10 protein-coding genes are annotated in these 14235 nt (G+C 48.1%); 4 read left to right on the forward strand and 6 right to left on the reverse strand.

Annotated features, from left to right (window positions below):
• Nucleotides 1-40: 40 nt before the first annotated feature.
• Nucleotides 41-817 (reverse strand): PEP-CTERM sorting domain-containing protein, encoded by a 777-nt coding sequence (locus tag ACFPK9_RS06805; protein ID WP_377094082.1) that lies wholly within the window; start codon nt 815-817, stop codon nt 41-43.
• Nucleotides 818-1078: 261 nt separating this feature from the next.
• Between ACFPK9_RS06805 and ACFPK9_RS06810 the strand changes: the two genes are divergently transcribed.
• The 4 genes from ACFPK9_RS06810 to ACFPK9_RS06825 all read left to right on the forward strand — a co-directional run bounded on the left by ACFPK9_RS06810 (nt 1079) and on the right by ACFPK9_RS06825 (nt 4752).
• A complete protein-coding gene (locus tag ACFPK9_RS06810) occupies nt 1079-1759 on the forward strand; it encodes an ABC transporter ATP-binding protein (protein WP_377094083.1) in 681 nt (226 codons plus the stop codon).
• A gap of 236 nt (nt 1760-1995) precedes the next feature.
• Nucleotides 1996-2427, forward strand: a complete 432-nt coding sequence (locus ACFPK9_RS06815) for a VOC family protein (protein ID WP_377094084.1) — start codon at nt 1996-1998, stop codon at nt 2425-2427.
• A gap of 151 nt (nt 2428-2578) precedes the next feature.
• Nucleotides 2579-4207: a hypothetical protein gene (locus ACFPK9_RS06820; protein ID WP_377094085.1), complete on the forward strand. Its 1629-nt coding sequence runs from the start codon at nt 2579-2581 to the stop codon at nt 4205-4207.
• Nucleotides 4208-4278: 71 nt separating this feature from the next.
• Complete coding sequence (locus ACFPK9_RS06825; RefSeq protein ID WP_377094086.1) at nt 4279-4752, forward strand: hypothetical protein; 474 nt, start codon at nt 4279-4281, stop codon at nt 4750-4752.
• Between the two features lie 263 nt (nt 4753-5015).
• Here the strand turns inward: ACFPK9_RS06825 and ACFPK9_RS06830 are convergent, their stop codons facing one another.
• From ACFPK9_RS06830 to ACFPK9_RS06850, 5 genes are all read right to left on the reverse strand, one after another.
• Nucleotides 5016-6824 (reverse strand): arylsulfatase, encoded by a 1809-nt coding sequence (locus ACFPK9_RS06830; RefSeq protein ID WP_377094087.1) that lies wholly within the window; start codon nt 6822-6824, stop codon nt 5016-5018.
• 28 nt (nt 6825-6852) lie between these two features.
• The gene (locus tag ACFPK9_RS06835; protein WP_377094088.1) at nt 6853-7599 is read right to left on the reverse strand and encodes an SDR family oxidoreductase; all 747 of its coding nucleotides are present in this window, start codon (nt 7597-7599) and stop codon (nt 6853-6855) included.
• A 90-nt stretch (nt 7600-7689) separates the two neighbouring features.
• Nucleotides 7690-10800, reverse strand: coding sequence for a PVC-type heme-binding CxxCH protein (locus ACFPK9_RS06840; RefSeq protein ID WP_377094089.1), 3111 nt, complete (start codon nt 10798-10800; stop codon nt 7690-7692).
• Nucleotides 10801-10870: 70 nt separating this feature from the next.
• The gene (locus ACFPK9_RS06845) at nt 10871-12454 is read right to left on the reverse strand and encodes a sulfatase family protein (RefSeq protein ID WP_377094090.1); all 1584 of its coding nucleotides are present in this window, start codon (nt 12452-12454) and stop codon (nt 10871-10873) included.
• A 12-nt stretch (nt 12455-12466) separates the two neighbouring features.
• A complete protein-coding gene (locus ACFPK9_RS06850) occupies nt 12467-14020 on the reverse strand; it encodes a sulfatase family protein (protein ID WP_377094091.1) in 1554 nt (517 codons plus the stop codon).
• Nucleotides 14021-14235: the final 215 nt, after the last annotated feature.

Consider the following 14235-nt stretch of genomic DNA (forward strand, 5'->3'; position numbering starts at 1 on the left):
TGAGCGTGCTTTTTGAAAGGAATGGTAAAAAAACCTCTAACTATCGACGGCGGCGAAGAAGCAGACTGGTAAGGCCTAAACCAAGTAACGCGGAGCTAGATGGCTCGGGAACTGCAGTAATGACAAGACCTGAAATCCTTGCTCGGGATCCCGGACTAGCATCATTGTCATCATTCAAGTAGGTAAATGACAAAGTGTCATAACCACCCGACGTATCAAAATCAAACTGCGTCATTGCATATCCCGTCTGTGAACCGGAGATAACATCATCACCGGCAACCACAATGTCGGGGCCACCCGAACCTGAAAGAGTCGCAGTTACACGGGCAGCGTCTGCAAACGTGCCGAAGAAGAAGTAAACTGACCCAGAGGTGAATGATGAAACATTAATGTCCCCAGTTACAATCCGAGCTACAGCATCTGTCTGTGAACTAAAATTAGCTGCTCCGTCAAAGGTTCCCGACACATTCGGGTTATTCGTCGTATACAGGTTGATATAACTACCTTGCCCAGAACCCGACACATCAGTAGGTGTAAGACTAGACACGTATCCACCTGATGCAGCATACTCACTAATAGTCCCCCCACTAGCGTTGAAGAAGGAATAGCCTTGAACTGGATTATTGAATGCCGTCTGTGAGACTGACCCACCAATGGTTCCTCCGTAATATTCAGCACCACTGGTGACCGATATGTAAGTTTCTGGCGGGCTGTTATTCTGGTTATCCGTTAAAGTCACGGTTGTCTGGACTAGTGAAGCCGCCTGAGCAAGCGAGGTGCTGGCGATCAAAGTTGTTAGGGGTATAAGGTTTTTCATATATATAATTTACAACCCCACCATACTAGTTGTCACAATCTAAGGAACAACACAGATACACGACAAAACAATTTACAATATGCGTCACCACACCTCCCGTCGCTCAATGAAACACAAGCAGCCGCTTGAAAACTGCCAATCAAGCACTCTCGCCCCCCCCACTCAGCCTCAGCGAAGGCCACCTTATAAAAAGTGTTCAGAAACGCGAAGTTTCAGCAAGTTTGTCTTCACACATCTCACATCTCACTTCTAACTTCCACCATGAGCCTCATCCAAGCGACCAACCTTCACCGCGGATACTCCGTCGGCAAGAAGCGCATCGAAGTCCTCCACGGCATCGACCTCAGCATTGAAAAAGGAGAAAAAATCTTCCTCTGCGGCCCATCCGGAGCTGGGAAAACCACCCTCATGTACACCCTCGCGGGTCTCGAAAAACCCGAACAAGGCACCGTCCACATCGATGGCCAAGACCTCTACCAGCTCAGTAAAAAACAACAGGCCAAACTGCGCAACGCGCGCATGTCCTACATCTTCCAAAACTACTACCTCATGCCCGAGCTCACCGCGCTCGAAAACGTCCTCGTCCCGGCCATGATCGGCGGCAAGGCCAACAAAGCTGCCGCCCAAAATGCCCTCGACCGTGTCGGCCTCAGCCACCGCTACGACCACCTCCCCACCGAACTCTCCGGCGGCGAACAACAACGCGTCGCCATCGCCCGCGCCCTCGTCAACAAACCCGAAATCATCTTCGCCGACGAACCCACCGGCAACCTCGACTCCCAAAATGGCGAGCAAGTCATGCAGCTCCTCCTCGAACTCACCAGCGAAGACCACACCACCCTCGTCGTCGTCACTCACGACCTCACCCTCGCCAAACACAGCGACCGCACCCTCATCGTCAAAGACGGCAACATCTTCACCGAAGCCACAGCCACCGTTTAAAAGCTCATCGCTTTCCTCCGTAGAGTCTCACGTATCCGCTCTTCCAGTGTCCCACTTTTAGCCATCCCAGCACCATGACAGAACATATCTTATTTTACCATCTGCAAATTCCCCGTAGTTATCTTGCAAAATGTCACCTATAAAGAATTTCATTACTTTTCTCTCTGTCAAATATACCTACTGTTAGGCTAAGAATAGAACGCTTCGCAATTATGGCAAATCGCAAATTACCACTAATGCATAACGTAGGAATCGTGGTAGAAGACCTCGATTCAACTATTGAGTTTTTCAGCGAGCTTGGGCTTACCCTAGAAGGCCGTATGCCTATCGAAGGCGAATGGTCTGGTCGTGTCACTGGCTTGCGAGGCCAGCGTGCCGAGATTGCTATGATGTGCACCCCCGACGGTCAAAGTCGCTTAGAGATTTCGCGATTTGATGTTCCAGCCATTGTTTCCGACCATCGCACTTCTCCTGTGAACTCGCTAGGATACTTGCGTGTTATGTTCACTGTAGAAGACCTTGACGACACCCTATCGCGCCTCTGTAAGATTGGTTCCACGGTGGTCGATGAGGTCGTCAATTATGATGGTGTCTACAAGCTGTGTTACATTCGTGGCCCCGAAGGCATCCTGATTGGACTCGCAGAAGAACTGGACAAAGACTCCTAACCTGGGCACAACAGAGCCTAACAAGACAGAGCACACCAATCCACTACCCGCCCCGAGTCGAAATCTGAATGATCATTCCAACCCTTAACCCCGAAGTCGAAGCGCGCCCTCAGTAGTGGATGGGTGTCTTATGACGTTGGCCTAAAGAAATGTGCATCCTCTAAACCAGCAGCTTCAGAACCCACTCACACGCGCTGCCAATCAGCATGACCGTGAGGAGATCCTAACTCGTTTTCCAGACCTTCAGGATATCCCAGATGGACGATGCCTTGCGCTTCGACGATACGTTGTTTCTCATCCGGATCGGTTTTTCGATCAGACGGCCTACGACTACTACCTTCGTTGGCTTCGAAATCGCGCCCGGACTGACCGGGAATTGCTCCAAGAATACTTAACGGACAATGAGAGCGAACTGGCTCGCGCTCTTCACTTTCTTCGGGAAATCAATCTCCAAGACTGGCACGACAGATTGTTGGAGAAAGCGGACGACTACGAGCACGTTCGCTTTGTAGATAGACACATTCACCCCGCGTATCTCAGACTCATCGAGGGAGTGTTTGTCCACTTTACAAGGTGTTTAGCATTCTTCTCACGCCGTGATCGAGGAAAGGGAACTGATGGCCTCGAACTGTGGTCAGTTGTTCAGGAAGTCGACCGGCTGCCAGCGGCGGCTTTGACGGATCCCTATCGCCATACAGTACGAAACGCGATTGCTCATGGTGGGATTACTTACCGCGAAAATCGGATCAAATACGTAGATAAAAATGGGAAGGAGGAAGAGCTTGATGCGATCGAGGTTATCCGTCTTTGTGATGACATGGTGGATGTCTGCAACGGAATCGTTGCAGCTTTTAAGGTATTCTGTATTGCGGAAAATACCCACTACGACCTCCCCAAGGAACTTCTGCTCGACGAACTCCGCGAAGAGACACGATCTCCATGGTGGCAAATTGATGGATGCATTCCTACCGAAACGGCTAAAGGTTCGCAGCTTCTAGTTTATGCCAAACCGAATTCACGCGATTCTGGAAAGATCCACATGGCCACTGTCCAATCTGGAATCCTTGCTGAGTCGCTCGCTCCGGGTTTTGATCGTTACTTCTTTTCTCTCAGATCCTCGAAGGCATTGCCCGGTTGGGCGGCATTTGATGGCAAGAAACTTGCCACGCTTCGAAAAGCGCCGGAATCAAATCTAGAGAGCTACAAGGGGATTTTGGAGGACGACCTTTTGTTTTATTCGCCACACCTCAAGTTGCCTCGCTGGCTTTGTCGACTCGACACGCTACTACAGAGTTTTCGTATTCAATGGGCATTGGCATGGAAGCAACAGCGAAAGGAACGACAAATCCCCACCATCATCTGTCGTGGAGCGTCTGTGCATAGGAACGGCTGGCGGCTGGTCCTTAGAGGCCATGTATTTCTTCCTGAGCTTGAGGTCCTACCTGTCGAAGAGACGATCAGAACTTGGCGGCGCAGAATTACAAGAGTGGCGCTCAAAGAAGCTCGGCGAAACTCCCCCGGAATTGGTCTATCCAGATTTCTCCCTCTTGGGTATTCGCGGATCTCCGTAATCCGTAAAGACTTTCGAAAAAGACGGCTTGCGAGCTTTGGCCTCTCGAAAGATTTGGTGTGCACAGTGCAGTTACAGAAAATCAATCGAATTAAGAGCCCTGATATATTGGGTTCTACGATTGAGACACATGGTCCTTGGCGCATTGCGTGGAATCGGAGCTGGCGAATCGAAGAAGGCCAACAAGTCAGTGGTGGCAACGGCGAGTAACGCCCCTAGTTCGCTTCGCTCTGGACGCTTAATCTCCGCCGTGCCACACTTCAAACGTTAGGCTAAAAAATATGAAAACAAAACTAATGCAAACCATACTTACTGTAGTCTTTGCAGGTAATCTATTTGCAGAAGATGATTCCAAAAAATATTTCGATGATGTACTTAGAATTGACTCATTTAGATCGTTGACAGTGAACGGAGAACTGCCTCCACAGAAGGAGGGTGTTTTTGATGAAGAATCACGAAATGCAGCGGCCTTAGTAAGGAGCGAGGCTTTGCCCTTTATTCACCTTAATCCAAGTGCATTAGCTGAGTTCAAAGCTCTAGGTCAGAATGAAGCTGAAGGATCTTCGATCAGTGCAGTGCTGCTACAAGAGCTAATTAGCGACTTTGAATCACAGGAGCAAAATAATGCTATCCCAAGTATGCTTTCATTCTATATTGCGAGAAGTAAGGTCGAGGTCTTGAGTCCACGTCAAAGAGTTCTTTGCTATGTGATGATTAAGTCTGCTATGCGTCAATCTCGCGCAAAACAAAAGTAAATACAAATTTGCCTAACAAGACGCTGCAGCCAACCGCTTCCACGCTTGAGTTCCGCTCTCCTTTGAGCACATTCGGGACTTAATTTTAAATCGAAGGTTACTTGGTCGGGTCGCGGTCGGGTGATCTTTACGTAATCCCACGTTAAAAACAGCCCTTTTCAAGCGTATGGGCGGTCTCCGGTTGCTTGGAATGCTTTGGTGGGCGCATGCTGTTTGGAAAATCTACCAGATTTACCGCTGAGAAAGCGATGCGCACCAGGTCTCTAATCCGCGAGTTTTTTCACATCAATATAGTAGCAACCAAGGCTTCGATCGACCCTTCCCCCTTTAAGCTCCTGCGTGAAGTAGGGTGATAGCTTTTGCGATCCCTTTTCGAGTTCTACAATAAAAGAAATCGCTGCATCTTGTTCGCTAACGGGTTTCGTTTCGAGGTCTGTGCCATTGATTCGCATGGTGGCGGCTGTGATCGGCAAGGCTCTTCCTTTTACGTAGGAATAACTGGGCAGGCAACCTGGACGTGGCTCCAAAGGCGCTACCCCCTCACAGATTTTCAACCCTGACTCTTTTGGCCACCTTCTCACACTGAGTTGGTATTTACCCTTCTCGAGAACTTTCACGGCGAGGTAGCCCCCGAAGACCTTTGCATTGTCTTTCTTCGGTATTTTCGGCCCCTTGCGAATAAAGCCTTGGTTCCAGGGAGGAGGGGTATCCATCCATTGGAGACAAGTGAGGGTGATATCCGAGCCATGTTCTCCACCAAGGCGAATTTCTGAAATTCTATCGTAGCTTGGCTCCAGTTTGGCCCACCACTTCTCATACCATTGGCGGAGCTCCTCGGTGATTTCTGGATACTTCTTAGAAACATCCTTTTCCTGACTTGGATCATCACCTACATGATAGAGTTCTTTGCCTCGAATAAGGCGCCACTTCCCTTTCATGACGGAGGAATCCTTCCATTTTTTAGGGAACTGGAGACGCTGTGAATCTGAAATAACAACCCTACTTTGCCAGACTTGGCTCTTTCCCTTGCCGTCTTTGAAAAGCTCTACAAGCGAGTGGCCATCGAAGGGCTTTGCTGGCTGAGCTTTCACAGCACAGAGCTCGAGAAGGGTCGGTAGTACGTCCACGACATGCGTCAGCTCGGTGACTTTTTTGTGTTCGCTAAATCCGCCAGCCGGCCAGTGGAGCATAAAGGGAGTGCGGTGCCCGCCTTCATAAGCACTGCCCTTTTTACCGCGCATATTGGCATTAAACTTCCCAGGGTTTACTGTGCCATTATCGGTGGTGAAGATGAAGATGGTATTGCCACTCACACCGAGCTCATCGAGGGTTTTTCTCAGAGCCCCCATATTGTCATCAATATTGGTAACCATCCCATTAAAAGCAGCTTCGTTTTTACCTAAGTGGGCGTAAGGCTCAGAGTATTCAGGTGGGCAGACCCATGGCTTGTGAGGAGCGTTCGTAGCGATGTAGGCGAAGAATGGCTTCTCTGCTTTGACTTGCTGTTTTATGTATGCCTCTGCAGCGTCGAAGATAACATCGGTAATGTAGCCTTCAGTCTTAGTGATCTTACCATTATGCATGAGGTAATCATCATAGAGATCGTTATCCCAGTAGTCTGCGGTCACTCCCGTGGCTCCCCCTTGCAAACAGAAAACCTCGTCAAATCCTCGGTCTTGAGGACGGAAAGGATAATGATCTCCGAGATGCCATTTTCCAAACATACCCGTTGAGTAATCCGCAGCTTGAAAATGATCGGCGATGGTCACCTCATCATCATGCATCATTGCTCTGGTATAAAAGGTATGCCACGTACCCACCGCATTTGTCCATCGTCCAGCCATCAACGAGCCACGAGTAGGAGAACATGAAGGCGCCACGTGGTAATCCTCTAACCAAATAGATTCTTTGGCTAGTTTATCCATATGAGGAGTCTGAATCACAGAATTCCCCGTGAAGCCCATATCTCCGTATCCTTGATCATCAGTGATGACAAAAACCACATTGGGGCGCTCAGCTGAACAGAGCATGCTAGCCGCCGCCAGAGCGAGGGTAGAAAGAAGTTTTTTCATTATTTGTTAGATAAGTTGAGTAAATTGATCACCAAGGGAGTTCCGTTCCATCATAGTACCAGAACCTGCCAGATTTCTCCTTCGTCAGGTCAGCCATCAACTGCATGATGAGCGGCACGCTTTGAGCAGGAGTAAGAGATGCCTTTTTTCCTCCCATATCAGTTTGGTTACGTCCTGGAGCCAGTGAGATCACTATAAAGTTATTATTGCTCAGGCGGCTATGTAGGATTCTTGTCACCATATTCAAGCCAACCTTGCTAATGGCGTAGGCATTACTCTTACCCTTGGCTCCAGTGAGAATCGCAGTGCGCGAGGATACATTCACTATCTTTGGATGCTCAGACTTCTTAAGATTGGGAATGAGGGCTTCAGCGACTAGCAAGGGACCAGCTGTATTGACTGAAAAGCTAAATTCGAGAGATTGTCTGTCTGAGTCACGGATATACACGCCAGCGTTATTAATGAGCAGGTCAATCTTCTTACCTTGTAGCGCTTTTTTCATCGCAGCTATATCCTCGTCACTGGTCACATCTAACTGAATTAATGTGGCCCCCGTAGCCTTTAACTCGGTCGCTTCTTCAGGCTTACGTGTGGTTCCAATCACCTCCCAGCCAGCGGCTGAATATTGTTTCGCATATTCAAGCCCGATACCTCTATTGGCTCCGGTGATGAAAACGGTATTTTGGTTTTCATTAGCTAGTGAGCATGATGTTAAACTCACCATAAAGAGCAGGACAGCGATGAGTTTATTACGTACGGAATGTTTCGAATGCATGATGTTTGTTGTGGTTTCCTTACGCTCTCGCGCAGGCGTTTTGGTAGATGGCTTGCTCCGCCCTATTCTCGCGGAGGAGAAACGCATGTATTAGAGAGTTTTCAGGTATTGGATAAGGTTAGCCATGTCTTGCTCAGGAAGTGAGGAAAAGGGCATGAAGGACATGAAGGATTTTCCATCCACGTAGTTTTCTTTTAAAATTTGCTCCTTTGCGATGAAGCTCGTGGAGCCGCCTATGCTAGAAAGGGTGGTTCCATTCGGTGTTTTTCGGAACATGAAGCCGTCGATGGACTTTCCGTTCTTTTTAGTAATTCGATAGATTTGATAACCCGCTTCCACTGCATCATTCGGTTTAATGATCGCAGTCAGAAGGTGATGTGGATCACGATCTGCGAACCCTCCGAGCGCCGGTGCAAGTTCCTGCCCTTTTCCTTTAGCTTGGTGGCAGAACAAACAAGACTGGAATGTGACGAGCCCTTTCTCTGCATCACCTCCATTCTTTTTGAAGTAAGTGGCGTAATGCTCTATTTTTTCATCTGCCTCTTTATTTTGCTTTCTAAGTGTGGCGTCGATGTCCTTATTGAGTGCTTTAGCAACGGCGTGTGATGGGTGCGCAAAACTGAGTCGTTGTTGATCATCAGTGGTGAGCTGATCTGGTTGAATCTCTTTCGTTTTTAAGAGATGGAGGATAAAAAGCTGCCCTTGGTCATAGCCTTTTATCGTATTAATAAAGGCCATTTTATCGCCAGTAGCAGTAAAGAGGTGCTTGAGAGCTTTACCTCCACTCCTCATGTCTATCAGACATAGGGCTAGAGCCGCTTCCGTCTTTGTGCTCTCCGAAGCTTCCTCGTCATCGAGTATCTTCTGGAAAAGTGCTGCATTTGCCTTTGGGACAATACTGAGAGCATCAAACTCAATACTCGTAATCTCTTTCAGGGGCTTACGAGTCACTAGGGCAGCAACCTCTCGATTCATACCTGGGTGATGGAAGCTCACAGTGGCACGAAGTCCAAGCGATTGATCTGCCGGATCCGCAGAAGTGAGAAGCTTCTTAAGGACAGGAGCCAGCGCCTTATGGAGATGAGAGGATTTCAGTTCTGGTTGAGCAGTCAAGGCAAGCTCCACGAAGTCCTTGGTCTCAAGCTTTGGTTGCAAGGTTTTTAGGATCTCTGGATCATTTAAACTTGGGGAGATTGCTACAAGTGTAGAGGTATCGAACTCTAGAGAACCGTTTTTAATGGAGTCCACGAGTTGCTTTCCCTTTGCGCCAGCTGGGAGGAACTTCGCCGCTTCATTGAGGTTCGCCTTGGCTTGAGCCTGCGATGCTGGTGAATTTAAGTAATTTTGGAGCTCGGCTGGGTAATTCTCCAGAGCCATAAAGGCGAGGAAACTTTGGAAGTTTTCCTCATAACCATCTCCAAAGGAGAAATACATATTTTTCCCACTCACTTGAGATGGCTTGGCGTAGGACACAAGCATGTCGATCGTGTCGTTGTTAGCGACACCTACAGCTCCGAGCGTGCGTAATACTTGCTCTTTCACCATATAGTGAGGGTCTGAGATGAGTGGCTTAGTGAGAGCAACCACCTCTTCAACACTCGGTTTAAAGGTCTCCAGTGAGCGAATAGCTTCACGCTTTATATCTGGTGACCCACTGGCAACCATAGACTCTAACAAGCTATAGTCATAGGCCCCCAGTCCCTCGAGTGCCCAGAGCGCATGGATGCGAGTGACGTCATCAACAGACGTGTCAGAGGCGAGTTTGATCAACTCGGGAACGAGTTCCTTCGCACCACGGTCAACGATCTCAGTCCATGCTGAGCGCTTTTCCCAAAGCACCTCAGCTTTGAGGTGTGAAAGGAGCTTGGAGTTCGATGCTTTGGCAATATTGGGAACAGAGTGCCCTTTTTGGCTCTCATGCCGTACCCTCCAGATTCGGCCGTGTTTTTTGTCTCGATCAGGATGGTCACGGTCCACCTCGTTGTGAGATACGATTTTATTGTACCAATCGACAATGTAGAGACACCCGTCCGGTCCGAATTCAATATTCACAGGGCGAAACCAGTCATCCTTACATTTAAGGAAATCAGGAAGGTGTTTTGAGATCACAGAGCCATCTGGATTGCGGTCTGCCACTACAAGGTTGATACTGGAAGTGATCGGGTTGGCGAGGAAACCAGCGTTTTTGTATTGGTCAGGGAACCCCTTACTTCCATTTTCATCGTAGGCGAGACCAGAAATGCCAGTACCTTCCACATAGAAGTCATGAAAAGCCTTAGGAAACGGTTGGTAGGGACGAAGGCGGTCATTACCGATCCCTTTATACCCCATGTAGGGATGCATCGGCGTGTGGGAGAAGCCCCAGTCATTGGCTTCAGTGCCGTACCATTGCCCATTGCCTTTCAGGGCAAAGCCCCAAATGTTGTTGAATCCGTTATTCACGACTTCGAGTTTTTCCCCATCTAAAGAAAAGCGCGCAATCTTACTAAAGTGAATAGGCCTTTTCACACCCGATTTCGTTGCGATGACATTTCCCTTGTTCAGAGCTCCGTGAGAGAAATGGATCCAACCACCAGGACCGCGCACTAGTGTGTGTGCGAGGGTGTGCGTATCACTAATCCCAAATCCCGTGAGTGTCGTCTCGAAACTATCTTCCTTACCATCTCCATTCTCATCAGAGAGATAAAGCATCTCAGATCCATGTGCCACGAAGACTCCATCCTTATATGGAAGGAAACTTTGAGGGATCGTCATGCCATCAGCAAAGACCGGAATCTGTCCTGTCACGGTCTGCGTTGGATCATCAATACGCAGCACTTTGTCACTCCCCACCGTTTCTCTTTTATAAAGCGCTAGAATGCGAGACACATCTTTGGAATCGGCAGACCTCCTACCTCCTTTTGGGTCAATAGGGTACATTTCCGCAGTGCCAGTCCACATCCGTCCAGCTGGGTCGAAGGCGATATCAATAGGGTTGATCAATCCATTCGCCTCAGATGCGACTAGCTCAATCACAAAGCCTTCAGGAAGTATGAATTGCTTGAGTTGTTCCTCAGGTGTTAGAGCTTTGGTCCTAGTCGATTGTTGCTTAACTCGATTTTTAGGCTTCTGCGCTCTGCCTCCTTGATTTTGAGCTAAAGCTTCTCCTGTAAAAAATAAGGAAGTGAGCCCAAGGAGTATAATATGTTTAGAGACGTTCATGTCGTAAAATGGTGCCCAAGAGCGAACTGGGCCAATGTGCTTAAGGTTGTGTATTCAGATGGAGGATGAACTATGGTTGCTTCTTCTTTTTAGCTGAAGCTTTAGGAAGACTCTTGGTGTACTCCTCAAGGATGGCGCTCATTTCTTGAACCACTTCTGGATGCGTACGATAGAGGTTGGTGGTTTGCGAAAGATCCTCTTTTAAATTATAGAGCTGTGCTGGTGCCGCATCCGCAGAGACCTTGTTACCTTCTATATCTGAATTTTTGTCGCCAAGGAAGGGGATCAGGTTCGGCCCCGAAAGCACGTGCCCACCAACTTTACCATTCCAGCCTGCTGAGCCCTTTCCACCTAGATAGGCCCATGAGGCATTGCGTAACACTAAGAAGTCTTTTTTCAAAGGAGTGCATACCAAGTGATCTCTTATCTGCTTTGTAGGATTACCCGTTAGAGCCTCTGACATATCAACACCATCTGGAGAAGCTCCTGGTTGGATCTCAGTGCTTGTGATTGCGGCCAAGGACGGCATGAGGTCCACAGCACTAATAAGTTGGTCAGAGACGGTTCCAGCAGGAACTTTGCTAGGCCATTTGACCAAGAAAGGAACACGGTGCCCCCCTTCCCAACCGTCACTTTTAGCGCCTAACAGAGGGCCGTTAGGACGATGTCCATGTTCAGTGAATGCTTCTTGACCCGTGACATTGAGCATCGCTCCATTGTCCGCGGTAAAGATAATCATGGTATTCTCTGTTAGCCCCTCTTCGTCTAACTTATCAATGATCATGCCAACAATGTGGTCGAGCTCCTGTAAGAAGTCTCCATAGAGCCCAGCCTCACTGGTTCCTTGAAACTGAGGAGCAGGGGTGAATGGATGATGAATGTGCGTAGTAGCGAGAATTAGAAAGAAGGGATTGTCTTTATTTTGATCAATCCACTCGACTGTCTTGCCGGCAAGGTGCAGGCCTACTTCATAATCTTTATACTGTGCGTGCGCATTTTTTGCCCCTCCAATTTCGTTGAGCTTTACTTTCTCATGCACTTTCTGGGTATACCCCTGTTTGCCCGCATCTTTGCTATAATCAAAGGGATCATAGTCGGGTGACTTTTTATCATAGACATGTCCCACAACATGGTGGTTCTCCACATAGACAAAGGGCGGATGGCTGTTGACGGTCGGAACACCGTAGTAATAGTCAAACCCGAGTTCGAGCGGTCCTGGCTTAAGCGGAGCGTTCCAATCGACAGGCTTCTGATTTTGGAAACCTAGGTGCCATTTGCCCACAATGCCTGTCTTATATCCAGCACTCTTCATCATGTCCGCAATAGTGTAGCTATCCTCAGACATGATAAGCGGCGTTTTCAGAAAGATAGGAGAGTAGAGACCTTTTCTAAATGGATACTCTCCAGTAAGTAAAGAGTAGCGAGACGGAGTGCAAACCGCAGAAGGCGAATGCCCATCTGTGAATTTGCGGCCATCTGCAGCGAGACTGTCAATGTGCGGCGTCTTCACCTTCGTCGCCCCATAACAACTTAGATCTCCATATCCTAGGTCGTCAGCGTAGATGATAATCACATTGGGCTTTTCCTCAGCACTCACAAAACCCGTAAGAACCAGGAATGATGTTAGTGACAGACTTTTAAGAATAGTGTGCATGTTAATCATTTTCTAACGGGTGCGTTTATTTTTGTTAGGTCGATAACTTTTAAGGATGTCTTCCATTTCCTTTACCACTTCAGGGTGCTCGCGGTAAACGTTTGTAGTTTGAGCAAGGTCATCCTCTAAATTGTAAAGTTGAGCCGCAGGGGCATCTGCGATGAGTTTAGCTTCATTGTAATCGCTATTTTTCTTACCCGTATGGTGATTGGCAGGAGGCCCAGCGAATGTGTGGCCTTGTTTAGCGCCCCAGCCTCCGCCACCTTTTGCTCCGATATACATCCATTTACCCTTGCGAATAGAAACATGAGAGGGCTTGAAGGAAGTAAGGACCAGATGATCACGCGTTTCCTGATCCACCTCACCTGTGAGTGCTGGAAGGATATTGACGCTATCTTTTTGTTGCTCGGGGGAAATTTCAACCCCTGTAAGCGCTGCAAAAGTAGCGAGGAAATCAACATTGGAGACAATGGATTTGCTCACGGAACCTGCAGGAATATTTCCGGGCCATTTAGCGATGAATGGAACACGGTGCCCCCCTTCCCAAACGCCAAATTTAAAGCCAAGCAGAGGGCCGTTTTGAAGGTGACCGAGCGCAAAGGCATCTTGGCCACCACGGTTAAACATCCCACCGTTATCACTAGTAAAAACGATGAGGGTATCGTCACTCAGTCCCTTCTCTTCTAGGGCATTGGTGATCTCACCAACCATCCAGTCGAGTTCCTGAACAAAGTCTCCATAGAGCCCAGCCTCACTGGATCCTTTAAATTTAGGAGCTGGGGTAAAGGGATGGTGGATATGAGTGGTTGCAAGGTAGAGGAAGAAAGGCTTCTCCTTATTTTGATCGATCCAATCGACGGCCTTTTCCGTGAAGCTGGGAGCTATTTCTTCTTCAACAAAAAGTTCGTGTGCCTTCTTCGCTCCCTTGAATTGGTTCTCAGCACGAATGCTTGCTTCAGGTGGCAGCACTGGCATTGGGGCCGCATCCTTCGCTTTCCTTCCAACATACACGAGAGGGTCACCTTCTTCTCCACCGACGATTTCAGTATTCTCTACATAAATGTATGGAGGAGCACTGTTCACCACAGGCATACCAAAGTAGTAATCAAAACCGAGATCGTTCGGCCCAGGACTGAGTGGGGGTTGCCAGTCATTCTTGCCCGTCTTGAACCCCAGATGCCATTTACCAATACAGCCAGTAGTGTAGCCTTTCTCCTTAAAGACATCGGCAACGGTATAAGTGTCAGGAGGAATAATAAGACTCTTGGTTGGAACAGATGGCCCCCACATTCCTTTTCCGCCTAATGCTCGCAATGGATACTCGCCTGTAATAAGTGCGTAGCGCGATGGCGTGCAAACTGAAGAAGCCGAGTGCGCATCGGTAAACTTCCTGCCCTCTGCTGCAAGCTTATCGATATTTGGCGTCTTAATCTTAGTCGCCCCGTAACACCCAAGGTCACCATAGCCCAGATCATCTGCGAAAATGACAATGACATTAGGTGACCGCTCCGCCGCATGCGCGAAACTAGAAAGGACCAAAAGAGTTGTTAGTGTAATTTTTCTCATCACTTTATATTATCTACTTACATAGTACAAATCACCGACAATAACATCTATCACCATCAACACACTTCTTAATACACAATATACACATTTCTACCTCAAATCACTCTTAATCAAGAACTATGACACCACAAGAATCACCCTAACAATAATAGAAACCGAAGCTACCACCCACACTTTAAACATTTAAAATCTAGATTAACTCAATCACACACCCC

Source organism: Rubritalea spongiae, from assembly GCF_042652385.1.
Classification (GTDB): domain Bacteria; phylum Verrucomicrobiota; class Verrucomicrobiia; order Verrucomicrobiales; family Akkermansiaceae; genus Rubritalea; species Rubritalea spongiae.